The sequence below is a fragment of the Bradyrhizobium shewense genome (assembly GCF_900094605.1).
GTDB lineage: Bacteria > Pseudomonadota > Alphaproteobacteria > Rhizobiales > Xanthobacteraceae > Bradyrhizobium > Bradyrhizobium shewense.
On sequence record NZ_FMAI01000014.1, the window covers coordinates 62,072 to 87,035 of the forward strand.

The following is a 24,964-nucleotide window of genomic DNA, read 5'->3' on the forward strand; positions in this document are numbered from 1 at the left end:
ATGCCAAGGTTTGAACGCGCAGCACTTCTGAGGCGGTTCCGCGAGATGGCGAAGCGCGGCGAGCCGATCGTCGGCGGCGGCGCCGGCACCGGCCTGTCAGCCAAATGCGAGGAGGCCGGCGGCGTCGATCTCATCGTGATCTACAATTCCGGACGCTACCGCATGGCTGGACGCGGTTCGCTCGCGGGCCTGATGGCTTACGGCGATGCCAACGCCATCGTGCTGGAGATGGCCGGCGAAGTGCTGCCCGTGGTCACGAGGACGCCGGTGCTCGCGGGCGTCAACGGCACCGATCCGTTCCGCGACATGGACGCGTTTCTCGACCAGCTGAAGGCGCTTGGCTTCGCAGGCGTGCAGAACTTTCCGACCGTCGGCCTGATCGACGGCACCTTCCGCGCCAATCTCGAAGAGACCGGGATGTCCTACGCGCTCGAGATCGACATGATCGCCAAGGCGCACGACAAGGACATGCTGACGACGCCCTACGTGTTCAGCGAGAAAGAGGCCGCCGCGATGGCGATCGCCGGCGCCGACATCGTCGTCTGCCACATGGGGCTGACGACCGGCGGGTCGATCGGCGCGCAGACCGCATTGAAGCTGAAGGACTGTCCGGCGCAGATCGACACCTGGGCCTCCGCCGCGCTCAGCGTCAATCCTGATATCCTGGTGCTGGCGCATGGCGGCCCGATCGCGGATCCCGCCGATGCCGATTTCATCATGAAGAACACCCGCCACTGCCATGGCTTCTACGGAGCCTCCTCGATGGAGCGGCTGCCCGTGGAGCGGGCGCTGACGGAGCAGGTACGTCAATTCAAGGCGATCGGCGCGCGTTAACGCCCGAAGGTTCGAGGGAGGAAAAGATGTCGGGGATGTTGGTCGGTGAATTGATCCTCTGGCTGATCGTCGCGATCGTCGTGATCGTGGTCGGCGTCTATATCGTGAACTGGCTCTACCATCGCTCCTCCAAGGAGACCTCGTTCGTCCGGACCGGTTTTCTCGGCGAACGCGTGGTGATCAATGGCGGCGCCTTCGTGCTGCCGTTCATCCACGATTACACGCCCGTCAACATGAACGTGCTGCCGATGGGCATCGTCCGCTCCAGGCAGGATGCCGTGATCACCCGCGACCGCATGCGCGTCGACATCGAGGCCGATTTCTATGTCCGGGTGCAGCCGACCCGCGAAGCCGTCTCGATCGCGGCGGCGACGCTCGGGCGCCGCACCATGGAGCCGGGGCAGCTGCATGCGCTGCTCGCCGGCAAGTTCATCTCCGCGATCCGTTCGGTCGCCTCCGAGATGACCATGGAGGAGATGCACGAGCGGCGCGGTGACTATGTTGTGCGGGTCAAGACCAATGCGGCGGAAGCCCTTGCCCAGAACGGCCTCGAGCTTGAATCGGTCGCCATCACCGATCTCGACCAGACCGATCTCGAATTCTTCAACCCCTCGAACCGGTTCGACGCCGAAGGCCTGACCCAGCTGATGCAGGACATCGAGGCCAAGCGGAAGCTGCGCAATGACATCGAGCAGGACTCGATGATCAAGATCCGTGCTCGCAATCTGGAGGCCGAGCGGCAGGCGCTGGAGATCGAGCGCGAGAGCGAGACCGCGCGGCTGGAACAGGAACGCGACATCGAGATGCGCCGTGCGCTTCAGCGCACGGAAGTCGCCCGCGAACGGGCGCTGCGCGAGACCGAGGCCGAGCAGGCGCAGATCTCCGCGCGCGAAGCCATCGAGCGCGCCCGCATCGCCAACGACCAAGCGATCGCGGAGGCCCGCATCGCCTCCGAGCGCGAGACCCGCCAGAAGGAGATCGAACGGACCCGCACCATTGAGGAAAAGGAGCTGCTGGCGCGCGAGGAGATCGAGAAGACGAGGATCGCCAACCAGCGCTCGATCGACACCACGCGGATCGCATCCGAACGCGACGTGCGCCAGCGCGAGATCGAGCGGATGCGGACCGTCGAGGAAGCCGAGATCGCGGCGCGCGAAGCGATCGAGAAGGCGCGGATCCAGCAGGACCGCGTCGTCACCGACGCCCGCATCGCCAACGAGGAGGAAACGCGCCGCCGCGAGATCGAGCGCACGCGCGCCGTCGACGAGGCCGAGATCGCCGCGCGCGAGGCGACCGAAAAGGCCCGCATTGCCCAGACGCTGATCGTCAATGTCGAGCGCATCTCCTCAGATGAACGCACCCGCGCGCTGGAGATCCAGCAGGTGCGCACCATCCAGGAGGCCGAGATTGAGGCGCAGCGCGCGGTCGAGGCCGCCCGCATCGCCCGCGAGCGAACGCTCGCCGCCGAACGGATCGCCGCCGAGCAGAACACGCGGCAGCTGGAGATCGAGCGCAACCAGGCGCTGGACGTCGCCGGCATCGCCGCGCGCGAGACCACGGAGGCCAGCCGGATCGCTCAGGAGGAGCGCGTGCGCTCGCTGGAGATCGCCCGCAACCGCGCCGTCGAGGAGGCCGACATCGCCTCGCGCGAGGCGATCGAGGCGGCCCGCATAGCCCAGGAGAAGGCGGTCGCGGCCGAGCGCATCCAGGCCGAGCGCGACACCCGTTCGCTCGAAATCGAGCGCACCGGCGTGCTGGAAGCGGCCGAGCTGAAGCGGCGCGACGCCATCGAGCGCCAGCGCATCACGGTCGATTTGGCGCTCGAGGCCGAGCGCATCAATTCCTCCAAGAAGCGCGAGGTGCTCAACATCGAGCAGAAGAAGGCGATCGAGATCGCCGACGAGGACCGCGTCATCGCGCTGTCGACCAAGAAGTCCGAGCGGATCGATGCCGACCGCCAGGTCCGGCAGGCCGAGATCGTCGCGCGCAAGGAGGTCGAGACCACCGACGTCTCGCGCGAGCAGGCGCTGGAAGCCGCCCGCATCGAGCGCCGCCGCTCGATCGAGCAGCTCGAGGTCGCCCGCGTCCAGTCGCTACAGGAGGCCGAGATCGCCTCTCGCGAGGAGGTCGAGCGCGCGCGCATCGCATCCGACCGCGGCCTCGACGAAGCCCGCGTCGGCCGCGAGCGCGAGCTGCGCAAGCTCGAGGTCAACCGCGAGAAGGAGGTCGAGACCGTCCTGATGGAGAAGGCCATCGCCATCCATCTGAAATCTCTGGAGGAGTCCGCCGCCAAGGCGTCGGCCGAGGAAGCGCGGATGCGCGCGACCGAAGCCACCGAGCGCGTCATCACCGCGCGCGAGAGCGAGATCGCCAAGCGGCGCAAGACGGTCGAGGTGCTGATCGCCGAGAAACAGGCCGAGGAGACCCGGATCGCCGCGGAAGCCGAGCGCGTGCGCGCCGCCGTCGAGGCGGAAGCGCAGCGGATGCTGAACGAGGCCGAGAACGTGCTGACCGATCAGGCGCGCTACTCGCTGTTCCGCCGCAAGCTGCTCGACCGAATCGAGGGCATCGTCCGCGAGAGTGTCAAGCCGATGGAGAAGATCGAGGGCATCCGCATTCTCCAGGTCGATGGCCTCAACGGCAACGGCCACGGCGGCAATGGCGGCCGCAGCGCCACCGACGAAGTCATCGACTCCGCCCTGCGCTATCGCGTCCAGGCGCCGCTGATCGACTCGATCCTGTCGGACATCGGCGTCGAAGGCGGCAGTCTCTCCAAAATGCCGGGCCTGATCCGCGAAGCCCGTGACATGCAGGGGATCAAGGAGTCAGCGCGCAAGAGCGGCGGAGGCGGAGGTGGCGGCGACAAGCCGGCGGCGTCGCCGGCCCCCTCGGCCGAAGGTGGCGAGCCGCCGGCCGAGCGCGGGCCAAGGAAGAAGAGCTGAGGTCGCACCATGGCTCGCGTCTACGTCTCTACCGTCGTCAATGCCCGCAACGACCGCGTCTGGGCGCGGGTGCGCGATTTCAACGGCTTGCCGAACTGGCATCCGGCCATCGCCGAAAGCCGTATCGAGGGCGGCGAGCCCTCGGACAAGATCGGTTGTGTGCGGGATTTTCGACTGCGCAACGGCGACCGCATCCGCGAGAAGCTGCTCGGCCTCTCCGACTACGACATGTTCTGCACCTATTCGATCCTGGAATCTCCGATGGGTGTCGAGAACTACGTCGCGACCCTGCGGCTGACCCCCGTCACCGACGGCGACCAGACCTTCATGGAATGGACCGCCGAATTCGACTGCGCGCCGGAGCGTGAGGCCGAGCTCGTGAACAATATCGGCGGCGGCGTGTTCCAGGGCGGGTTCGATGCGCTCAAGCGCGTGTTCGGAGGCTGACCGTGCCGCATATCGTCAAGAGCACGATCCTGGACGCACCGACCGATGCGGTGTGGACCGTGCTGCGCGATTTCAACGGGCACGATCGTTGGCATCCGGTTGTTGCGACCTCCTCGATCGAGCGCGCGCAGTCCTCCGACAAGATCGGCTGCATCAGGCGGTTCAAGCTCAACGACGGCTCCGAGCTGCGCGAGCAATTGCTGGCGCTGTCGGACCTGGAACAGTCCTTCAGCTATTGCCTGCTCGATACGCCGGTGCCGATGTTCAACTACGTCGCCCATGTCCGGCTGCTGCCGGTCACCGACGGCGACCGCACCTTTTGGCACTGGGAATCCCGCTTCACCACGAAGCCGGAGGATCGCGACCGCATCACCCACATGGTCGCAGAAGACATTTACCAGGCCGGGTTCGACGCAATCCGCCGGCATCTGAGGGAGGCCGCATAGTCATGGCCGTGACAGTGAAGACGTTTGCAAGCGCCAGCGAGGCGGCGGGGGCATTGTCCTCGGACCGCACCGCGCGCTATCTCGGCGGCGGCACGCTGGTGATGCGGGCATTGAACGAGGGCGATGTCGCGATCTCGACGGTGGTCCGCGCCCAGGACCAGGCGCTGACCCGGATCGACGCCTCGGGGCCGCGCATCACGCTCGGCGCCGGCGTCACCTTCGCGCGCATCCTTGCGGAGCGGGACCTCGCCTTCCTGCACGCGCCCGCCCGTTCGATCGGCGGTCCCGCCGTGCGCAACATGGGCACGGTCGGCGGTAATCTCTTCGCGCCCAGTCCCTATGGCGATTTCACCGTCGCGCTACTGGCGCTCGATGCTACCGTCGCCGTCGCCGGCGGTTTTGGTTCACGCGACACCCCAATCGAAGAGTTCTTGCAGGCGCGCGAACGGCAGGCCGGAACCCTGGTGCTGTCGGTCTCCTGCACACGGCCGGCGAGCAGCGAAGCGTTCCGCTATCGCAAGATCGCACGCATCAAGCCGAAGGGCGGCTCGGTCATCACGCTTGCGGCGCATCTGCCGGTCAGCGGCGGACGGATTGCGGGCGCCCGGATCGCGCTGGGATCGATGGCGCCGACCCAGATCCGCGCCCGCGCCGCCGAGCGCGCGCTGGAGGGCCGATCGCTGGATGCCGCGACCATCGCGGCCGCCGCATCCGCGGCGACTGAGGGGACATCGCCATCCGACAACGCGCTCGGCAGCGCCTGGTATCGCCGTGAGATCGTCGGCGTCCATCTGCGCCGCCTGCTGTCAGGCCAGGATTAGAGCCCATGTCCAAGATACCCCTGCAATTTCGTCACAACGGTCGCGACGTCGCGATCTTCGTCGACGGCGGCACCAATCTTCTGGTCGCGCTGCGCGAGCTGATCGGCGACATGACGCCGAAATTCGGCTGCGGCCAGGGCGGCTGCGGCACCTGCAGCGTGCTCATCGATGGCGAGCTTCATCTCTCCTGCCTGACGCTGGCGGAGACGGTGGCCGGCCGTTCGATCGAGACGCTCGACGGCATGAAGCAGGGCCCGAACCTGCACCCGCTGCAGCGCGCCTTCGCCGACCATTTCGCGGCCCAGTGCGGCTATTGCACGCCGGGTATGCTGATGGCCGCCAAGGCGCTACTCGACCGCAATCCCTCGCCGAGCCGCGACGAGGTCATTGAGGCCATCTCGGGCAACATCTGCCGCTGCACCGGCTATGAGCCGATCATCAATGCCATCCTTGCCGCCGCGAGCGGCCGTGTCAGCGCCTGAGGTAGATCATGCTGGAACTGCGCAAGGACATCTTCGCCGACGAGCGCGACGATAACCTCAAGGAAATCGGCAAGGGCACCCAGCGTCAGGACATGCTCGGCCATGTCACGGGCACGTCGAACTACTTCAACGATCACAAGCTGCAAGGCATGCTGCACCTGAAGGTCGTACGCTCGACACAGGCCCATGCAAGGATCCGTCGCATCGATACCACCGAGGCCGAACGTTCGGCCGGCGTTCGCCGCATCATCCGCGGCACCGATGTGCCGGTCAATCTCAACACGCTTCTCAGCCTGATCAACTTCGGCAAGGATGACGAGCCGTCGCTGGCGGTCGACAAGGTCCGCTACAAGGGTGAGCCGATCCTCGCCATTGTCGCCGACAGCGAGCGTGAGGCGTTCGAGGCCATCGCGAAGGTCAAGGTCGACTATGAGCCACTCCCGGCTGTGTTCGACGTCGAGGATGCGCTGAAGCCCGGCGCGCCCGTGGTCAATGAGACCTATCCGAAGAACGCCTTCATCTATCACGACGTCTACGATCACCAGCGCCTACGCTTCGGCGATGCCGACGCCGCGCTCGCGAGCGCCGACCACGTGCTGGAGCAGCGCTACCAGATGTCGCCGATCGAGCACGCCCCGACTGAGACCAACGGCGCGATTGCGGCGCCCGACACCAATGGCCGCTACGTCGTCTACACCTCGACCCAGGCGCTGTTCTTCTCGGTGGACACCTGCGCCAAGATTCTGGACGTGCCCTCCAACACGTTCCACTTCATCGGCGGCACCGTTGGTGGCGGCTTCGGCGGCAAGGTGGACACCCTGACCGAGCCGCTCGCCATCCTCGGCGCCATGCTGACAGGGCGGCCCGTCCGCTACGTGTTCGGGCGCGAGGAGGAGATGCAGTACGGCCCGCCGCGCGGCGCCGAGCGCATCTACATCAAGGACGGCGTGATGCGCGACGGCCGCATCGTCGCGCGCAAGATCCGCGCCTATTTCGACAGCGGCGCCTATACGCGGCTGTCGAGCTATGCCGCCGTGAAATGCGCCGCCCATCTGCCGGGGCCCTACACCATCCCGAACGTCTATGGCGACGTCTACTGCGTCTTCACCAATCGCACGCCTGCGACCGCCATGCGCGGCTTCGGCGTCACCGCGATGGACTTTGCAATCGAATGCCAGATGGACAAGCTCGCAAACCTCGTCGGCATGGATCCGATGGAGTTCCGCATCCTCAACGCCTATCGCGACGGCGACATGAAGGCGCACCGGCGCGAGGCCAAGAACACCGCGCTGATCGAATGCGTGCAGGTCGCGGCTGAAAAGGCCAAATGGCCGATCCGCGACGAGTTCAGGCGCGCCTCCTCGCGCAAGGACGGCGGCGGCAGCCGCGCCGCGATCCCGCCGACGCCAACGGAGTCGCGCGCGCGTCCGGCTGCGCCTGCACAGCAGCGCACGAGCTATGACCGTGCGCCGGTGACCGCGACGCGGGAACCGCCGCGCGAGCCGCCTCCGCCGCCAACGACGCCGCCGCCTCCCCCGCCGCGCCCGTCCGCACCATCCCACGGCGCGACCCGGTTCTCGTCCGTGTTTGGCACCAGGAGACGCTGACATGACCAGGCATCGCGGACGCGGCATGGCGTCGATCAACTATCCCATCGGCATGAACCTTGGCGGCGACCCGAGCCAGGCCCTGGTTCACTCCAATCCCAGCGGCAAGTTCACGGTGGCGCTGTCGTCGATCGACCTCGGCCAGGGCATGAAGTCGGTGACGCGGCAGATCTGCGCCGAGACGCTGGGCGTGCCGGTCGAGGACGTCTATGTCGACACCGCCGATTCCGACACCGGCCCGCACTGCATGGGCTCGTTCGCCTCGCGCGGCACCCACCGGGTTGGCAACGCCGTGATGGCTGCCGCTCGCGAAGCGCGCGGGGTGATGATGGAGGCGGCGGCCGAGGAGCTCGAGGTCAATGCCGCCGATCTCGAAACCGACGGCCGCGGCAATATCCACGTCAAGGGCGCGCCGCATCGGTCGATCTCGACCAAGGATGTCGCGATTGCCGCGCAGTTCAAGCAGGGCAAGACCATTTCGGGCCGCGGCATCTTTCTGGTGCCGCTGTCGAACGTCGACCCTGAAACCGGCGAGATGTCGCCGGCAACCTGTTACGCCCATGCCTGCCTCGTCGCCGAGGTCGAGGTCGACGACGAGACCGGCGATGTCGCGATGGTCCGGATGGATTCCGCCTATGAGCTCGGCCGCGCGCTGAACCCGCGTCTGGTCGAGCAGCAACTGGTCGGCGGCGCCTGGATGGGCGTCAGCCACGCACTCTACGAGACCCCGGAGCCCTATTATCCCGATCCCGTTCACGGCCCGCGCGACTTCGTCGAATATCTGATGCCCGGCCCCGGCGACATCTGCCCCCACGATATCGCCGTGCTGGAACGCCCCGCTCCCGATGGTCCGTTCGGGGCCAAGGGCCCCGGCGAGATGTGCGCCAATCCGGTGCTGCCGGCCGTTGCGAATGCGATCTTCAACGCCGTCGGCGTGCGCATCGACGACCTGCCGATCACGCCCGAAAAGGTGCTGCGCGCGATCAAGGCCCAGGGCGGCGCGCGGCCGCAGGCGCGGCGCTAGAGGATCGGTCGTGACGGTTCGCAGCAACATCGTCGGCATCGACAGCCCCGAGGCGCTGGAGAGAGCGCTTCGGGCAGCCTATTACCTCGCCGACGAAGGCCTTGCGACCGCGGCCTATCTCGGCCTCGCGCTCGGCAAGCCGCTGCTGCTGGAAGGCGCGCCCGGCGTCGGCAAGACGGAAGCCGCCAAGGCGATCGCCGCCGTGCTCGGCCGGCGCCTGATCCGCCTGCAATGCTACGAGGGCATCGACGCTTCTGCCGCGCTCTATGAGTGGAACTACCCGCGCCAGATGCTGGCGATCCGCCAGGCCGGCGACGAGAGCATCGACATCTATGGCGAGACCTTCCTGATCGAGCGGCCGATGCTCGCCGCGCTCCGCGCGCCCGATTCCACCGTGCTCCTGATCGACGAAATCGACCGCGCCGACCAGGAGTTCGAGGCGTTCCTGCTCGAATTCCTCTCCGACTTCCAGATCTCGATTCCCGAGCGCGGCACGGTTCGCGCGGCGGAGCGCCCCGTGGTCGTGCTGACGTCGAACCGGACGCGCGATTTGCACGAAGCCTTGCGCCGCCGCTGCGTCTATCACTGGATCGACTATCCGACCGCTGAGCGCGAGGCGCGGATCATCATGATGCGCGCCTCCAGCGTCGCCGAGGCCACCGCCCGCGCGGTCGTCGCAGCCGTGGAGAAATTGCGGCGCGAACCTCTCAGCAAGGCGCCCGGCATTGCCGAGGCCGTCGACTGGGCCGAGGCCGCGACCCTGCTGCACAAGGGCGGGGCCCGCTGGCCGGATGCATTCAAGCGCTCGATCGGCGTGGCGCTGAAGGACGAAGAGGACCTGCATTTCATCTCGCCGCGGCTCGACGCCATGCTCGCGGAGGCGACCGCATGAGCGCCGAACCGCAGCTCCCGCGCGCCGCGCGCATCTTCGTCGCCTTCGTCCCGCTGCTGCGCGCGAACGGCTTTGCCGTGGCGCCCGAGCAAACCACCACGTTCCTCGCCGCGATCGAGCTGCTCGGCCCGCGCGACATCGAGCATGTCAGGCAAGCCGCCCTCGCGACGCTGGCTCCGCCGCCCGAACGGCGCGCGACCTTCGACCGGCTGTTCGATCTCCACTTCCGCGGCAGCGAAGCCATCGCACGGGACGACGAAGGCGAGGACGACGAGACGGTTCGCCTCCAGGAGGAGGGCCGCAGCGACGAGGCTCCCCTGCTCTCCGACGAAGCCAACGAGTCCGGCCTCACCGCGACCCGAAGCGAGGCCCTGGTCGAGCGCCGCTTTGGGGCGACCTCGAGCACGGACGCATTGCGCCGCCTGACGCGGGAGGCACCGCGGCGCCTGCCGCGACGACGCGGCCATCGCCGCATGCGCGCCCGCCGCGGGCCGTTTGCCGATCTCCGCCGCACCTTGCGCGACAGCGTCCGCAGCGACGGCGAGATCCTGCGGCTCGGTCACATGAAGCGGCGCCAGCGTCCGCGCAAGATGCTACTTCTGATCGACGTCTCCGGCTCGATGAAGAACCGCACCGAGGAGAACATGAAGCTCGCGCATGCGTTGGTGCAGGCCGCGCCCGGCGTCGAGGTCTTCACCTTCGGCACACGGCTGACCCGCGTCACCCGCCCGTTGCGGCTGAAGCGACGCGAGCAGGCCATGAACGCCGCCGCGCACCTGGTCGGCGACTGGGACGGCGGCACCCGCATCGGCGACGCGCTCCAGGCCTTTCTCGCGGTGCCCCGGTTCGGCGGCTATGCCCGCGGCGCCGCGGTGGTGATCGTCTCCGACGGACTCGAGCGCGGCGAGACCGACGCACTTCGCGACGCCGTCGCGAAATTGTCGCGGCGAGCCTGGCGCTTGAGCTGGCTGACGCCGCTGGCGACAAGCCCCGGCTTCCGCCCGCAGACCGAGGCGCTCGTCGCCATCGAGCGCTTCGTCGACGACCTCGTGGATGGCGGTTCGAGCGCGTCGATCGTCGCGCATATTCTGGCGTTGGGACGAAGGAGAGCGGCGTGAGCGATATTGTCGACGGCCATCATCACATCTGGCGGCAAGCCGACCTGCCCTGGCTGATCGGCCCCATGCAGTCGCGCATCTTCGGACCTTACGAGCCGATCCGGCGCGACTACCCGATCCAGGAATATCTCGACGACCTCAAGGGTACCGGCGTCACGCGTTCGGTCTATGTGCAAACCAACTGGGCCAACGACCGCTTCGAGGACGAGGCCGCGTGGGTGCAGCAGACTGCGGACGAACACGGCTGGCCGCACGCGATCGTCCCCTATGCCAATTTTGCCGTCGACGACGTCCGCCCGCAGTTCGACCGCCTGAAGCGCTACAAGCTGGTGCGCGGCGTGCGCATGCAGCTGCACTGGCACGAGAACCCGCTCTATCGCTTTGCCGCCCGCCCGGATCTCTGCGCCGATCCGATAATCAGCCGCAACGTCGCGCGCCTCGCCGACTATGGCTGGAGCTTCGACCTGCAGGTGTTCACCCCGCAGATGCCGAACGCCGCAGCGCTGGCCGAAGCCTGCCCCGACGTGACCTTCATCCTCCAGCATGCCGGCATGCTGGAGGATCTCTCGCCCGCCGGCCGCGCCGCCTGGCGCGGCGGCATGGCCCGGCTCGCGGCCTGTCCGAACGTGGTCTCAAAGCTCTCCGGGCTTGGCACCTTCATCCATCGCAACGATCCCGCGCACATCGCCGCCGTGCTCACCGACACCGTCGCGATCTTCGGCGCCGAGCGCTGCCTGTTCGGCTCCAATTTCCCCATCGAGAAATTGTGGACCAGCTATCGCGAGCTCGTCGGCGCCTTTCGCACCGCCGCCGCGCCGTTCAGCGCGGAGCAGCAGGACGCTATCTTCAAGACGACGGCGACGCGCGTCTACCGGCTTTGACAGACAAGAAACAATGAGGGAGGGCAACGAATGGCGCTGGAGATCAAGATCCTGGACTATGGCGATATCGAACTGGAATCGAGCTTTCTGGTTCTCGGCCGCGACTGCGGCCGCACCCGCCGCGTCCTCACCCTCGGTTTCCTGATTCTCGGGGGGAAATATCCGGTCGTGGTCGACACCGGCTACCGCTCCAACCAGATCATGGAGACGCTGGGCATGCGCGGGCTGCAGTACCACGAGAACATGATCGAGAACCAGCTCGCGCGCCACGGCGTGCGCATGGGCGACGTCCGCTTCGTCTGCCACACCCATCTGCACATCGACCATGCCGGCAAGGACGATCTGTTCCCGATGAACACGACCGTCGTGCTCAACCGCAAGGAGCTCGAATATTCCGTCTCCGGACTGATGCATCCGCAATATCCGGCGCCCGACATCAAGCACCTGATCGACCGGCTGCACACCAAGAGCGCGCTGCGCTTCCTCGACCTCGAGATTACCGGCCCGATCGAGCTGATGCCCGGCGTCTATTGCGACGCCGCCAATGCGCATACGGAGGGCTCGATGAACGTCATCGTTGAGACGGCCGACGGAATTGCAACCATCTGCGGCGACGTGATCTACGATTTCAACGACCAGATCGTGACGCCCTTCAACGAGATCCACGATTGGGAGCCGCGCACGACGGGCAACCACGGCACCAGCAAGCGCGCCGAGAAGGCCTCGATCAAGAAGCTCCTGAGCAATTCGCGCTATTTGCTGCCGGTGCACGACCGCCCCGCCAAGATCGAAGGCGGCAACGTCGTCGGGCGACTGCACGATCAGGTCCCCGGCCCGATCGTGCAGTCCTTGCCCGCACGCAACTGGTTCCCGGCTTGAGATGATCTTGGGGATCGACCGATGACGCACGTCACCTTGCGAAGCGAATTCGAAACTTTGATCGACCCCTATGCGCCGGTCGCGCAGGTCGGCACCGGCTTTGACTTCACGGAGGGGCCGATCTGGCATCCGGTCGATCACTATCTGCTGTTCTCGGACATGCCGGGTGACGTGCGCCGGCGCTGGGATGCGCGGCGCGGCGTGGCCGAGGTCAAGCGTCCCTCCAACAAGTGCAACGGCATGACCTATGATGCCGAGCTCAATCTGATCGTCTGCGAGCACGCGACCTCGTCGCTGATCCGCGAACGGCCGGACGGGCGGCGCGAGGTGCTGGCTTCGCACTTCCAGGGCCAGGAGCTGAACAGCCCGAACGACGTCTGCGTGCACTCCTCCGGCGCGATCTATTTCTCCGACCCCTGGTACGGCCGCATGCCGGTCTATGGCGTGGAGCGCCCGCGCCAGCTCGGCTTCCAGGGCGTCTATCGCCTCGTGCCCGGCGGTGAGCCGAAGCTCGTGGTCGAGCGCAATCTGTTCGACCAGCCGAACGGCCTGTGCTTCTCGCCGGACGAGAAGCTGCTCTATGTCAACGACACCGTGCAGGCGCTGATCCGCGTCTTCGACGTCAACGCCGACGGCTCGCTGTCGAATGCGCGGGTGTTCGCAAGCGGCATCCGCTCCGAGCTCGAAGCCGGCCTGCCCGACGGCATGAAGTGCGATCAGCACGGCAATGTCTGGGTCACCGCGCCCGGCGGCGTCTGGGTCTATTCGCCGCGCGGCGAGTTGCTCGGCAAGGTCCGCGTGCCCGAGATGGTCGCCAACCTCGCCTGGGGCGGGCCGGATTTCCGCACGCTGTATCTGACCTCGACGCATTCGGTCTACGCTATTCCGACCAAGGTCGGCCCGCGGCATGAGCCTTACATGAGCGGCCGGCGAAGCGGCGGCGGCCAGACGGCAACCGCCTCGCCGGCGGCGCCTATCCTCGCTGACGGCGACATGCGACTTGATCCGCAGCGTTGTGCCATGATCATCCAGGACCTCCAGAACGACGTCATCATGGACGGCGGCGCTTTCGCCGAGTCAGGCGCTCCCGGGCATGCGAAGCAGCAGCATGTCGTCGAGAATGTCCGCCGCCTCGCGGAGACCGCGCGGGCCCGCGGCGTCGCCATCATCCACGTCTGGTTCGTCGTCGAGCCGGGCGCACCCGGTGTTACGCTGAACGCACCGCTGTTCGAAGGTCTCGTCGACAGCAAGGCGATGGTGCGCGGAAGCTGGGGAGCGGCACCTGTCTCCGGCCTCAAGCCCCGGCCCGGCGATTTCGTCGTCGAGAAGATGCGGATGAGCGCGTGGGAGGGCACGCGGCTGGAGACAATCCTCAAGGCGACCGGGCGCGACATGATCATCAACACCGGCGCCTGGACCAACATGTCGGTCGAGCACACCGCCCGCACCGGGGCAGACAAGGGCTACTTCATGATCGTCCCCGAAGATTGCTGCTCGACCATGAATGCCGACTGGCACAATGCGTCGATCAATTTCGCCATGCAGAACGTCGCGATCGTCACGAGGGCAGATGCCGTTATCAAAGCGCTGGGATGAGCGGTGGCAAAGATTTTGCACCTCTCCTGCTCGCCGCGCCCTGACTCCGAGTCGAGTGCCGGCGCGCGCGTCTTTCTTGACAGCTTTCGTCAGGTCCGGCCGGACTGGGACCTCGATGTCGTGGACCTCTGGCGGGAGCGGATGCCGGAATTCTCAGGACCCATCGCCGAGGCCAAATATGCACGGATGAACGGGCAAGCCTTCAACGACACGCAACGCGACAGCTTTGCCGAGGCCGAACGCATGGCGCTGCGGTTTTCGTTGGCCGATCGCGTGCTGATCTCGACGCCGATGTGGAACTTCAGCATTCCCTACAAGCTCAAGCAGTGGCTCGACGTCATCGTGCAGCCCGGACTGACGTTCCGGTTCGACCCGTCACAGGGTTATCTCCCGCTGCTCAAGGATCGGCCGACGCTGGTGATTCTCGCCAGCGGCAGCGACTTTGCCACCGGCATGAACCGCGGCCGCATCGACATGGCAACGCCCTACCTGCGCGACATCCTGCGCTTCATCGGTATCGACAATGTCCGTTTCGTGCCGATCGGGCCAACCACTGGGCCGCGGCAGCCGATCGACGCTGCGCGGGATAGGGCGCATCGACGTCTGGCCGCAATGGCCGCGAATTTCTGAGCACCCGCGACGCCGGACTCGCTAGAGAGTCCCGATTTGCGCTGAGCCTTGCGCATCCCCTGACCGCGCCTGACGATAGACGTGCCCGGGCTCCGCCCACAGGAAGCCATTCGAGAAGGGCACACCAGGATAGGCCGCAGCAAGCCGGCGGTTGCCGCCATCGGCATCGTCACGACCGTCCAGCACGTCGCGAAAGGCCTTGGCGACGACGACCATGTCGCAATCCTGCGGCGACAGGCGCAGTGATCCGACGTTGCTCTCGTGCAGTAAGCCGGCCTCGCCCAGCAGATTGGCGCAGGTGTGCGACAGCGTCTGCACGCCGTTGATGGTCAGGAAGTCCTGCTGCTCCAGCGTGTTCAAGAGGAGTCCATCCGGGTCCTTTTCACAGACGAAGCGGCAATTGTCCTTGGCGAGCTTGTGAAGGCGCGCATGATAGCAACGCGCGGAGATGGCCAGCGGCACCCTGCCGAACGCAAACACCTCGGTCGTAATGTCGGGAACAGCCTTCGCGATCGTCGCCACCGAGGCCAGCGGCAATTCCGGCGGCAGGCAGATGCGCCTCGCCCCGCGCGCGGCGTGAAAGGCCGCGCTCGCTTCGTTGTAGATGTTGACGAAGGGACCGATGGCGTGCGGCCGGCCTGCGAGCGCCCTGAGACAGGTCAGGTCATTGACCTCGACCAGCACGCCTTCTGCCGCCGCGAGCTCGTCGGTCTGACGGCGCTCGCGCCGCAGCGAGACCAGGATCAGCGAGCCCAGCAGCACCTGCTTGCCTGCGTTCTGCAGCCGCTCGACCACGGCCGGGATGTGGTCTGCCAAAAACGGCGAGCGCTTCGAGCAGACGATCTCGCCGACGGACACGACGTCAACCGGTGCTTCGTCGGCGATCCGGAAATAGAAGTCGCGCCAGCGTTCCGGCGCCCAATTGTACAGAACTGGACCGAGGCTGAGTTGCATCTTCCGGACCTCACATAGTCAACAAGATTAGCGCCAGGTCTTGCGATAGGCGCCGAGCGTGGAGGCCTGCCCTTCGGTGAACGGCTTCAGGCTTGCGATGTCCGCCTCACTGCCGCTCTCGAGCGCGGCGAGCGCATGGCGAAAATGGCGCACCACGCTCTCGACATAGGCACGGCCGCGCTGGCGGCCCTCGATCTTGAGCGCGGTCACGCCGGCATCGCGCATGCCTTTAAGCAGCGCCGTGGCGTCCAGGCTGACCGGGTCCTCGAAAATATAGCCGGCGCCCTGGGAGGTCGAGAAGCGCCCTTTGCACAGCGTCGGATAGCCGGCGGGCTCGCTCACGGCGAACCGGTTGATGGTGAAGCCGCCGAGACTGGACTTCGTCCCATCCATAGTCTGTTCGTAAGTCACATGGCTCGGCGGCGAGCAGACGCCCTGCATGTTCGGCGACTTGCCGGTCGCATAGGACGACAGCGAGCAGCGCCCTTCGGCCATGACGCAGAGGCCGCCGAACACGAAGACCTCGGTCTCGCAGGTCGACTCCCGGGTGATCTCGGCGATTTCAGGCACACTCAGGACGCGCGGCAGCACGACGCGGCGCGCTCCGAAATTCTCAGCGTAAAAGGCGATGGCATCGGGATTGGCGGCCGCGGCCTGCACCGAGACGTGCAAGCGCTGGTTCGGATGGCGCCTCGCCGTGTAATCCATCAATCCGATATCGGCGAGGATCAGCGCATCGGCCCCCGCGCTCGCCGCATCGTCTACCGCGCGATGCCAGATATCGACGGCAGAGGCACGCGGGAAGGTGTTGATGGCCACCAGGACCCTTGCGCCGCGGCCATGCGCCAGTGCGATGCTCTTGCGCATTTCGTCGCGACTGAAATTCAGCCCCGGAAAATTGCGCGCATTGGTCTCGTCGTTGAAGCCGCAATAGATTGCATCGGCGCCGGCATCGATCGCGCTCTTCAGCGCTGCCGGCGTACCGGCAGGACAGATCAGCTCCATCATCTCGATTGCCCGCCTTGGCCCGAGGAACCGATCACGCGGCCACGGGCGGCCTCGAAGGCGCGCCTCGCCGGCGCGCCCAGTGGGCCAAACAGAGAGGACGCCTCGGCGGCGAGATCGAGCTGGGCGTCGTCGATCGCATTGCGCAGTGCCAGCACCGCCTCGACATCGCCCTCGACCACGAGCTCACGCGAGAACATCAGGGCATCGCCATCGACCCTGCCTTCGAGCAGCGCCAGCAGATTGGCGAGCGAAGCCGATATCCGCGCATCCAGGCCGCGCGGCAAGTCACGCACGACGGACAGGCGCGGCGGCCTGGCTTCGACCACGAAGGCGAACGGCAGATCGATCGGCTTGATACCGAACCGCGCGCGCGCGTGATCACCGAGCCGGTCGAATATTGCAGGATTGCGCCGATGGATCCGCCGCAGGACGCCGGCGAGAACGAGCTGCAGCGGCAGCAGAGGCAGGGGACGCATGGCCAATGCGACAAGCGGCGGAATCGTCGGCAACGGGCCGGGCGATGCGGCGGACGGATCATTCATGGCCACACATCTGGACGGATTGCACGCCGCTGTATTTGACCCGGAACAATGAAGACCGAAAACAACCCGGCTAGCTCTCATTTTTTGGGAGCTTGTCCAGTTGCAACGTGATGTGCCGCGCTTTCGCGACTTGTCCGACTTCCTGCGCTTCATCGAAGGCCGGGGACAGTTGCGACGCATTCGCGAGAAGGTCTCCGTCGTCCATGAGATCACCGAGATCCATCGGCGTGTGCTCGGCGCGCATGGACCGGCATTATTGTTCGAGCAGCCCGTCAAGGCCGACGGCAGCCCGTCGGAGATGCCGCTCCTCACCAATTTGCTTGGAACGGTCGAGCGGATCGCGTGGGGAATGGGCATCACGCCCGACCGTCTCGGAGAGCTCGGCGAGCTGATGGCCGAGCTTCGCGCACCGCGACCGCCGCACGGCATCAGGGATGCCCTCGACAAGATCCCGCTCGCGCGCGCCGCGCTGTCGACGCGCCCGCGCACGCGCGCGGCGGCCCCGGTGCAGGACTGCGTCGCGATGGGACCCGACGTCGATCTTGCAAGATTGCCGGTCCAGATCTGCTGGCCCGGCGAGCCGGCGCCGCTGATCACCTGGCCACTCGTGATCACCGTGCCGACGGAATCCGCGACGGCCGACCAGGAGGAGAATGTCGGCGTCTACCGCATGCAGGTGCTCGGCCGCGACCGCGCCATCATCCGCTGGCTCGCGCATCGCGGCGGCGCCCGGCATCACCAGCAATGGAAGGCGATCGGGCGCGACATGCCGGTCGCGATCGTCATCGGCGCCGATCCCGCCACGATCCTTGCCGCAGTGCTGCCGCTGCCCGAGACGCTGTCCGAGCTGCGCTTCTCCGGCATCCTGCGCGGCGAACGGCCCGACCTCGCGCCATGCCTCACGGTCCCGCTCGCGATCCCAGCCGAGGCCGAAATCGTCATCGAGGGTTTTGTTTCCGCGACCGAAACCGCGCCGGAGGGGCCCTATGGCGATCACACCGGGTACTATAATTCCGTCGAACAGTTCCCCGTGATGCGCGTGACGGCGATCACCAGCCGACGTCAGCCCGTCTACCTCTCGACCTTCACGGGCCGGCCGCCGGACGAGCCGTCGCGGATCGGCGAGGCGCTCAACCAGCTGTTCGTGCCGCTGATCCGTCAGCAATTCCCCGAGGTGACCGACTGCTGGCTGCCGCCGGAGGCCTGCTCCTACCGCATCGCGATTGCGGCGATCAAGAAACGCTATCCCGGCCAGGCACGGCGGCTGATGCTGGGCCTGTGGTCGATGCTGCCGCAGTTCAGCTACACGAAGCTCCTGATCGTGGTCGACGACGACATCGACATCCGCGACTGGCGCGCCGTGATGTGGGCGGTCTCGACGCGCAGCGATTCCTCGCGCGATCTCGTAACGCTCACCGACACGCCGATCGACTATCTCGACTTCGCCTCGCCGAAATCCGGGCTCGGCGGCAAGCTCGGCATCGACGCCACCACCAAGATTCCCCCCGAGACGGATCGGGACTGGGGCGTTCCGCTGGCCATGGATCCCGCCGTGGTCACGCGTGTCGATGCGATGTGGGCGAACCTCGACCTGTCCGGCGCGCCCGCACGTGCTCCGGTCCTCACATGAGCGGGCGGCAAGGCATTATCGTCGGCATCAGCGGCGCCTCAGGCGCCGCGATCGGCATGCGCATCGTCGAGCTGCTGGCCGATGATCCACACTACGCGGTGCACCTCGTGGTCTCGCCCGCGGCAGAGCATACGCTGAACGAAGAAGTGGGGCGCGATGCGCTGGCGCGGCTGCGCGCCCTCGCCTTCCGCCACCATCTTCATTCCAACATCGGCGCCGCGATCGCCAGCGGCTCGTATCCGATCGCGGGCATGATTGTGGCGCCGTGCTCGATCCGCACGCTCTCGGCCATCGCCTGGGGGCAGCTCGACAACCTTCTGACGCGTGCGGCCGACGTGCAGCTCAAGGAACGGCGCCGGCTGGTGTTGCTGGTCCGCGAGAGCCCGCTGCATCTCGGCCATTTGCGCGCGATGCTGCAGGCGACCGAGATCGGCGCGATCATCGCGCCGCCGATGCCGGCCTTCTATCTGAAACCACAGTCGCTGGATGAGGTGATCGACCAGATCGCCGCCCGGGCGATCAACCTGCTCGACCTTGCAAAGCTTCGAATACCGGCAAGGATCTGGTCCGGCCCGGGCGCCGACGGCGTGTAGACAGCGGACGGCTCCGGGCAAAGCCGCCGCGCCGGATCAGTTCACCTCGGCAAAACCGAGCGACGCCTTGACGCCCGGCGAGATCATCCAGGGCTGCCAGGGCGGCTCGAACGTCATGGTGACGTCGACCGATTCCACGCCAGGGACCAGGCACGCGCTGTTGGCGACGCCCTCCTTGAGAAAGGACGCGGCGGGACAACCTGGTGTCGTCGCCGTCATGGTGATGTGCGCCGCGCCGTCGTCGATCGACACATCATAGACGAAGCCGAGATCGACGATGTTGTGCCCGAGCTCCGGATCGATCACGACCTTCAGCGCCTGCCTTATCTGAGCCACGAGATCGTCGTCGTTGATCGTCATGCGCAAACCCTCACTGTCAGTTGATATGTGTCCTTCTGCGGCGTGAAGCCGCCGCGCCACTGATGGCCGCGCTTAGTCAGCTCCCGAAACAGGAACACCGGTTCACGACTGAGCAAGGCGCACAGCGTCTGTCCGGGGGCGAGCCGCTCCATTGCAGCCAGAATCCGCACCATCGGCTCCGGCGGATCGAGGTCGCGGTTGTCGAGATGAACCACGGGCTCCGGCCAATCGCCACCGCTCAACGCCGCGGGCGCCGGTTCAGCCGCTCCGAACGAGCCGTCGTCCGGCATGAATCGGATCTCCCATTCGCCGCCTTCGAGTTCGGCCTCCCGATGCGCAAAGCCCTTGCTCGCCATGACGTCGAACAGGGGCACCGGTTTGAAGGGGGCATAGAGCCGCAGCCCCTCCCCGGGCTCGAGCCGCTCGAGTGCGGCCATGATGATCGAGAACGGCTCGCCGCCTGCACGCAGGATCGGCCGGACATCGACGTCGATGAATTGGGTCATTGCAGTCTCCTTTCAGTTTCGCAAGACCAACAGATGGGGCACGACTGCTCCCGTCGGCAGGCGCAGCGGCTCCGCCACGTCCGCAAGCCGTCTTGCCCTGATGAGCTCCTCGCCCAGGCCGAGCGTCGCAAGCGTCACGACCGCGACGGCGACGCGGAAACCGAGCGCCGCGTCGACCAGGAGCATCAAGGTTGCCGCCCAGCTTCCGGCAAAGAACAGCACGAACCATTTCAACGTGCGGCGCTCGTCAACGAGATCCTGCACGCGGGGCGTCGGCACTCTGCCCATCACCGGACCGTAGGTCTCGAGCCAGGTCAGGAACGGGACGATCTTGTAGAGATTGGCGAGCACCAGGCCAGTGAGCCAGCCGAATGCGACGAGAAAGGCGAGCGCTCCGACATGCGACGGGAGAGAACCGGTCGCAACAAACGCGGCGCTGAGGATTGCGACCGCAACCAGGCTTGCCAGCGCAACGAGGCTCATGCGCGTATTGAGCTCGAGCGCGCGACGCTTGCGGGCTCTGTAGAGGCCGAGCACGTCGCGGCCGTAGGCGATTAGCGACAGCAGCGCCGCGGCTCCTGCCAGCAGAAGCGCCAAATTCACGCCGGTCGCGCGCCAGAGTGCGAGCACGCCGCCGACAGCTCCGACGGCCAGCGCGGCAACGCCGGCAAGCCAGGCCAGCCGGCCCAGCCGCGCATCGCCGTCGGGCGCGAGCATGAACATCGCCAGCAGGCGATAGCTGACGCCCATGGCCGTGAAGGTCAGCCATCCGCCAAGCCCGGCAATCGCGTGGATCGGAACGCCCGACACCAGCAGGTCCGGCCATTGCGCGCCGATAGCGGCTCCGGACAGCACCAGAGAGAACATGCCGCCGAATGCCGCCGTGACACAGATGCAGGCAAGCCCGGCTGCGACGAACCGCGCAGGCCTCGGCAGCGGGCGGGCCGACCAGAGTGTCATGCCGAGATTGGCAACGACCAACGCGAAACCGGCAATCAGCAGGCTCGCGCCGACCGGAAGCAGCCGGGGCGGCCCGTCGAAGTGCCCGCCAAGCGTCAGGAAGCCCGCGAGCAGGATGGTCAGCCCAAACGTCAGCAGCGCCAGAGCCGGCAGCGTCCAGCGCTCAGCATAGAGCGGCCTTGCGACCAGCACCGGCACGAACTGGAACAGCGCGCCACACAGGACCGTGCTCAACCAGCCGATGCTAACCATGTGCACGATGACGAGCGTGTCCGGGCCGCCAATGTCGTGGTTCGGAAAGCCGAACCCGGCGACAACAAGCACTTCCGCGAGCAGCAGCCATACGATAGCGACCGCGAAGTAGCTGATGACCCATTTACAGAGGCTGGTTCCAATCACGGCTTGCTTCCCATCGCGCGCAACACGAAACCCCGTGTCAGCACCCGAAAAGGTAAGCGGTTGCAGTCACCACCACTTTGTCGAGGCGCAAACTCCGGCGCCTTTCGCGACTGCCGACATCAGCATCTGTTCAGGGCAAGACCAACTTCTTGCGGATCGCATAGCGGACGAGCTCAGCGGTGGACGACATCCGGAGCTTGCGCATGGCCGAGGCGCGATGGGTCTCGACGGTCTTCACACTCAGTTTCAGGATGGAGCTGATCGACCTGTTGGTATGCCCCTCCGCGATCAGCTGGACCACGCTCTGCTCGCGTGACGTCAGCAGCATGTCGGCCCGATTCTCCTTGTTGCCCTGGTAGTCGTGCAGCAGCCTCTCCAGCAGGATGCTGGTGAAGTAGGGCCTGCCGTCGAGCAGGGCCTCGATGGCGGAAATGAGGTGCTTGCGTGCGTCTGACTTGAACAGAAAGCCGCGCACCCCGGCCAGAATGGCTTCGGTCAGAAGCTCTTCGCTCTCGTGCATCGTCAGGATCAGGACCTGCGCGCCAAGGTGGAGCGCCTTGAGGCGGCGACTGACCTCCAACCCGTTCATGACCGGCATGGAGTAGTCGACGATCACGATGTCCGGCCTGGTCTCGAGCGCCAGCGCGACCGCCTGCTCGCCATCGGTCGCCACGCCGCTCACGATCCAGCTGGAATGCGCTTCGATGATTGCACGCAGCCCGGAACGCACAACTTCATGATCATCCGCAATCAAGATGCGTTTCACCGCGTCGTTCCCGTTGGCCGACCCTTGCGCTTCCGGGCCGATACCGGCAGCAAACCGGCAGCACAGTCGAACGATCATAGGGAGCGTGGCTGGAATCGTTATCCCACAAAACCCTGATATCTCCCGGCGAAGGTACCGACGCCCGTATTGCTCGCGAATATCGCCGTTTCAAGCCTCGACCAGCCCGGTCCGAACGGCGTACCGGACCAGCCCCGCCGTCGAGTTCACCTCCAGCTTGCGCATCGCTGCTGCCCGATGGGCCTCGGTGGTCTTGACGCTGAGGTCGAGGATCGCACTGATGCCCTTGTTGCTGTATCCTTCCGCGACCAGCTTGACGACCAGTTGCTCGCGGGCCGTGAGTTCGTGATGCCGCTCGCCGTTGGTCCGCGGCGCATGGTCGAGTTCGGTCTTCCGGGGCCAGAATGGCCGGTGCAGCAACAAGGCTTCGACAGCTGCGACAAGCAGCTTGTTGGCGTCGGACTTCACCAGGAATGCACGCGCCCCCGCCTCGAATGCTTGCTGGGCAAGCAAGCCCGAATTGTGCACCGTGAAAATCAGCACCTCAGTCTGCAGCGGATACTCTCTGATCCGCCGCGCCACCTCGACGCCGGTCATGCGGGGCATCGAGAAGTCGACGATGGCGACATGGGGCCGGCTTTCGATCGCGGCTGCTACCGCCATGCCGCCGTCATTCACCTCGGCGACCACCTCCCAATCCACCCGTTGCTCGAGCACCGCCCGCAAGCCCGACCGTACCGCCTCATGATCGTCCGCGATGAGAATTCGCTTCATGGCAGAGCACTCCGAATCCGCATCGGCGATGGGCCGTGACCCCGGCCCGCCGCCCCGCGGTTAGTGTTTTTTCGCTGATTGTGCGCCTGCGCGGACCCTTGCATTTGTCGTGGCCCCGCGGCGATTGGCCCTGTTCGCCGGGGGAGCATAGGGAAATACTGCACACAGCACCGTGCCGGCATGCCGGGGCGCGCGACTGGATTGGATGTCGAGCGTACCTCCGATCTCGTGCAGCCGCGCTTGCATCGCCGGAATTCCGACACCAACAGAGACCGCGCTCCTGCCGAAACCCGGCGGGAGCCCACGTCCATTGTCGCTGAGCGTCAGGTGAAACCGGCCGTCCGCGGTGTCGATGACGATGGCCACCTCGGTCGCGTTCGCATGACGGAAGACGTTCGTCAGCGCTTCCTGGACGACCCGCAGCAACGTTCGTTTCGTCTCGTAAGGCAACCGATCCACATCCGGCACGATGTTGACACTCGCGCGCAACGACGTGCGCGCCGCAAATCCCTCAGCGTACCGCTCGATCGCAGCCTTCAGGCCCTCACCGGCGAGGTTCCGGGGATGCAGCAGATAGGCAAAGGCGCGGATTTCCCGGAGGGCTTCATCGATCGATGCATCGATTTCGTCGCAGAGCCGCTCGGCCAAGTCCGGTTCGCCGATGCTGCTTCGGATCCGCATGAGACCGAGACTCGCGGCAATCAGGTGCTGGCAGGTCGAATCGTGGAGATCGGACGCTATCCGCTGCTGGATGCCTTCCTGGATCGATACCAGGCCGAGATTCACGTCGAGCCCGTTGCCCTGTCCGACACCGCTCTCGAACGCGCGGCTGCGCAGGGCGCGGTGGCTGCCGATCAAGCGAACCGCACCACCACACGAAGATTGAACGACCGGAGTTACTACCGTTTCGACGTTCCGGGGCGTGCCGCCGAACGCGAGACGCTGCCGGATCCTGATCTCCGCTCCTTCCGCAACGCACGCCCCCAGCGCCTGGCAGACGATTCTAGCGTCGTCTGCGTTCATGCAATCGAACACATCCATGTCGTAGACGTCTTCCGGCGAGAGACCGAGCCGGGACCCAAACTCCGGATTGATCGCCTCATAGACGAAGCGCCCTTCAGGAGACGGACGCACGACGAATAGGAGATCAGCCGAAAACGTCCAATAGAGCGCTTCGATCGATTGTTCCGAACCTGTCCGCAGCCAGTTCCCGAGGCCGGTTCGATGCGACTCGCTGGCGGGGGCGACATGTACCTTCACGATACGCACTCACTCTTCTCCGGCGACATCGCGACGCTGACAACAGCATCGCCTGTGTCCGCTCGCCTGTTCGGGGACTTCTCCCCTCGCCGGCTCGCGGACGCGCCTTGGAGCCGATCCGACTATACACCCTGGAATTGACCCACAACAAGAGGTAGCATTTCCATGGGATTAAAATCTTGAATCCGCGACGCGGCGTCTGCGCTGCGCGACAAAGCGGTTCGTGCCCTGCGGAAGCGCTCGAATTTAGCGCAACAGAGATTAAAAATGCGGGATTCCGAGCGGCGGAGTTCCGAGACAGCGAACTCCCGCGCCGATAGGCGGCTATGCCTACCAACGTAGCGAGGCGCTAGCGGCTGCCGCCACCATTTGCGCCCGACTTCCTCCTGCGTTCCGTCCCTGCTTTCGGAGTCGTCGGAGGCGGTGCAATCTGCAGGGGATGCGATGGCGGCGTCAGACGGTTTGTCGCAGCATCGTCCCGAAGCGCATCGGTATCAAGCCGCTGGCTTCGATCGACGGCGTCGCGCGGATCGGCGGCGGCAACGGATGCCGCCGCGATGCCCACGACAATGCCGATCAACAGCGACAAGCCTCT

Annotated in this window: 26 protein-coding genes; 16 read left to right on the forward strand and 10 right to left on the reverse strand. The window is 66.1% G+C overall.

The window, feature by feature from the left end:
- Genes GA0061098_RS25070 through GA0061098_RS25135 form a run of 14 tightly spaced genes read left to right on the forward strand, consistent with a single transcriptional unit; the run spans position 1 to position 14,599 of the window.
- Positions 1 to 834 carry a phosphoenolpyruvate hydrolase family protein gene (locus GA0061098_RS25070; protein ID WP_028143764.1) on the forward strand — a complete coding sequence of 278 codons (834 nt, stop codon included), beginning with the start codon at positions 1 to 3 and terminating at the stop codon, positions 832 to 834.
- Between the two features lie 26 nt (positions 835 to 860).
- A complete protein-coding gene (locus GA0061098_RS25075; protein ID WP_091962739.1) occupies positions 861 to 3,776 on the forward strand; it encodes a flotillin family protein in 2,916 nt (971 codons plus the stop codon).
- A 9-nt stretch (positions 3,777 to 3,785) separates the two neighbouring features.
- Positions 3,786 to 4,223 carry an SRPBCC family protein gene (locus GA0061098_RS25080; protein ID WP_060735681.1) on the forward strand — a complete coding sequence of 146 codons (438 nt, stop codon included), beginning with the start codon at positions 3,786 to 3,788 and terminating at the stop codon, positions 4,221 to 4,223.
- A 2-nt stretch (positions 4,224 to 4,225) separates the two neighbouring features.
- Entirely contained in the window at positions 4,226 to 4,669 is a 444-nt protein-coding gene (locus GA0061098_RS25085; protein WP_091962742.1) for an SRPBCC family protein, read from the forward strand.
- Positions 4,670 to 4,671: 2 nt separating this feature from the next.
- Positions 4,672 to 5,490, forward strand: coding sequence for an FAD binding domain-containing protein (locus GA0061098_RS25090; protein ID WP_091962746.1), 819 nt, complete (start codon positions 4,672 to 4,674; stop codon positions 5,488 to 5,490).
- A 5-nt stretch (positions 5,491 to 5,495) separates the two neighbouring features.
- Positions 5,496 to 5,972 (forward strand): (2Fe-2S)-binding protein, encoded by a 477-nt coding sequence (locus GA0061098_RS25095; RefSeq protein ID WP_028143768.1) that lies wholly within the window; start codon positions 5,496 to 5,498, stop codon positions 5,970 to 5,972.
- A gap of 8 nt (positions 5,973 to 5,980) precedes the next feature.
- A complete protein-coding gene (locus GA0061098_RS25100) occupies positions 5,981 to 7,579 on the forward strand; it encodes a xanthine dehydrogenase family protein molybdopterin-binding subunit (protein WP_091962749.1) in 1,599 nt (532 codons plus the stop codon).
- Between the two features lies 1 nt (position 7,580).
- Complete coding sequence (locus GA0061098_RS25105) at positions 7,581 to 8,603, forward strand: xanthine dehydrogenase family protein molybdopterin-binding subunit (protein ID WP_018318072.1); 1,023 nt, start codon at positions 7,581 to 7,583, stop codon at positions 8,601 to 8,603.
- A gap of 10 nt (positions 8,604 to 8,613) precedes the next feature.
- The gene (locus GA0061098_RS25110; protein WP_091962752.1) at positions 8,614 to 9,495 is read left to right on the forward strand and encodes an AAA family ATPase; all 882 of its coding nucleotides are present in this window, start codon (positions 8,614 to 8,616) and stop codon (positions 9,493 to 9,495) included.
- The gene (locus GA0061098_RS25115; RefSeq protein WP_091962756.1) at positions 9,492 to 10,613 is read left to right on the forward strand and encodes a vWA domain-containing protein; all 1,122 of its coding nucleotides are present in this window, start codon (positions 9,492 to 9,494) and stop codon (positions 10,611 to 10,613) included. The genes GA0061098_RS25110 and GA0061098_RS25115 overlap by 4 nt, the downstream gene beginning before the upstream one ends.
- Positions 10,610 to 11,494 carry an amidohydrolase family protein gene (locus tag GA0061098_RS25120; RefSeq protein ID WP_091962761.1) on the forward strand — a complete coding sequence of 295 codons (885 nt, stop codon included), beginning with the start codon at positions 10,610 to 10,612 and terminating at the stop codon, positions 11,492 to 11,494. Before GA0061098_RS25115 ends, GA0061098_RS25120 begins: the two co-directional genes overlap by 4 nt.
- Positions 11,495 to 11,524: 30 nt before the next feature.
- The gene (locus GA0061098_RS25125; RefSeq protein WP_018318076.1) at positions 11,525 to 12,373 is read left to right on the forward strand and encodes an N-acyl homoserine lactonase family protein; all 849 of its coding nucleotides are present in this window, start codon (positions 11,525 to 11,527) and stop codon (positions 12,371 to 12,373) included.
- Positions 12,374 to 12,394: 21 nt separating this feature from the next.
- Complete coding sequence (locus GA0061098_RS25130; RefSeq protein ID WP_091962764.1) at positions 12,395 to 13,969, forward strand: isochorismatase family protein; 1,575 nt, start codon at positions 12,395 to 12,397, stop codon at positions 13,967 to 13,969.
- A 3-nt stretch (positions 13,970 to 13,972) separates the two neighbouring features.
- Entirely contained in the window at positions 13,973 to 14,599 is a 627-nt protein-coding gene (locus tag GA0061098_RS25135; RefSeq protein WP_091962767.1) for an FMN-dependent NADH-azoreductase, read from the forward strand.
- 21 nt (positions 14,600 to 14,620) lie between these two features.
- Here GA0061098_RS25135 and ubiV read toward each other — a convergent pair whose 3' ends face one another.
- From ubiV to ubiT, 3 genes are read right to left on the reverse strand one after another with little or no spacing between them, the layout of a single operon-like run.
- Entirely contained in the window at positions 14,621 to 15,553 is a 933-nt protein-coding gene (gene ubiV, locus GA0061098_RS25140; RefSeq protein ID WP_091962769.1) for a ubiquinone anaerobic biosynthesis protein UbiV, read from the reverse strand.
- Between the two features lie 27 nt (positions 15,554 to 15,580).
- Positions 15,581 to 16,558: a ubiquinone anaerobic biosynthesis protein UbiU gene (ubiU, locus tag GA0061098_RS25145; protein WP_165637599.1), complete on the reverse strand. Its 978-nt coding sequence runs from the start codon at positions 16,556 to 16,558 to the stop codon at positions 15,581 to 15,583.
- On the reverse strand, positions 16,558 to 17,103 hold the full coding sequence (gene ubiT / locus GA0061098_RS25150; protein ID WP_091962773.1) for a ubiquinone anaerobic biosynthesis accessory factor UbiT: 546 nt from the start codon (positions 17,101 to 17,103) through the stop codon (positions 16,558 to 16,560). The genes ubiU and ubiT overlap by 1 nt, the downstream gene beginning before the upstream one ends.
- Positions 17,104 to 17,203: 100 nt before the next feature.
- On the opposite strand from ubiT, the gene GA0061098_RS25155 reads away from it, so the two are divergent.
- Both GA0061098_RS25155 and GA0061098_RS25160 read left to right on the forward strand, forming a co-directional pair.
- Positions 17,204 to 18,733, forward strand: a complete 1,530-nt coding sequence (locus GA0061098_RS25155) for a UbiD family decarboxylase (RefSeq protein ID WP_165637586.1) — start codon at positions 17,204 to 17,206, stop codon at positions 18,731 to 18,733.
- On the forward strand, positions 18,730 to 19,326 hold the full coding sequence (locus GA0061098_RS25160) for a UbiX family flavin prenyltransferase (protein ID WP_091962779.1): 597 nt from the start codon (positions 18,730 to 18,732) through the stop codon (positions 19,324 to 19,326). Before GA0061098_RS25155 ends, GA0061098_RS25160 begins: the two co-directional genes overlap by 4 nt.
- A gap of 36 nt (positions 19,327 to 19,362) precedes the next feature.
- Here GA0061098_RS25160 and GA0061098_RS25165 read toward each other — a convergent pair whose 3' ends face one another.
- From GA0061098_RS25165 to GA0061098_RS25195, 7 genes are all read right to left on the reverse strand, one after another.
- A complete protein-coding gene (locus tag GA0061098_RS25165) occupies positions 19,363 to 19,686 on the reverse strand; it encodes a metal-sulfur cluster assembly factor (RefSeq protein ID WP_038949673.1) in 324 nt (107 codons plus the stop codon).
- Complete coding sequence (locus GA0061098_RS25170; protein ID WP_091962782.1) at positions 19,683 to 20,192, reverse strand: DUF2249 domain-containing protein; 510 nt, start codon at positions 20,190 to 20,192, stop codon at positions 19,683 to 19,685. The genes GA0061098_RS25165 and GA0061098_RS25170 overlap by 4 nt, the downstream gene beginning before the upstream one ends.
- 12 nt (positions 20,193 to 20,204) lie before the next feature.
- Positions 20,205 to 21,551, reverse strand: coding sequence for a hypothetical protein (locus GA0061098_RS25175; protein ID WP_165637587.1), 1,347 nt, complete (start codon positions 21,549 to 21,551; stop codon positions 20,205 to 20,207).
- Positions 21,552 to 21,681: 130 nt separating this feature from the next.
- Positions 21,682 to 22,317 carry a response regulator gene (locus tag GA0061098_RS25180; protein ID WP_028143785.1) on the reverse strand — a complete coding sequence of 212 codons (636 nt, stop codon included), beginning with the start codon at positions 22,315 to 22,317 and terminating at the stop codon, positions 21,682 to 21,684.
- 168 nt (positions 22,318 to 22,485) lie between these two features.
- The gene (locus GA0061098_RS25185) at positions 22,486 to 23,109 is read right to left on the reverse strand and encodes a response regulator (RefSeq protein WP_018318087.1); all 624 of its coding nucleotides are present in this window, start codon (positions 23,107 to 23,109) and stop codon (positions 22,486 to 22,488) included.
- Positions 23,110 to 23,169: 60 nt separating this feature from the next.
- Complete coding sequence (locus GA0061098_RS25190; protein ID WP_091962787.1) at positions 23,170 to 24,378, reverse strand: sensor histidine kinase; 1,209 nt, start codon at positions 24,376 to 24,378, stop codon at positions 23,170 to 23,172.
- A 340-nt stretch (positions 24,379 to 24,718) separates the two neighbouring features.
- Positions 24,719 to 24,958, reverse strand: coding sequence for a hypothetical protein (locus GA0061098_RS25195; protein ID WP_091962791.1), 240 nt, complete (start codon positions 24,956 to 24,958; stop codon positions 24,719 to 24,721).
- Positions 24,959 to 24,964 lie beyond the last annotated feature (6 nt).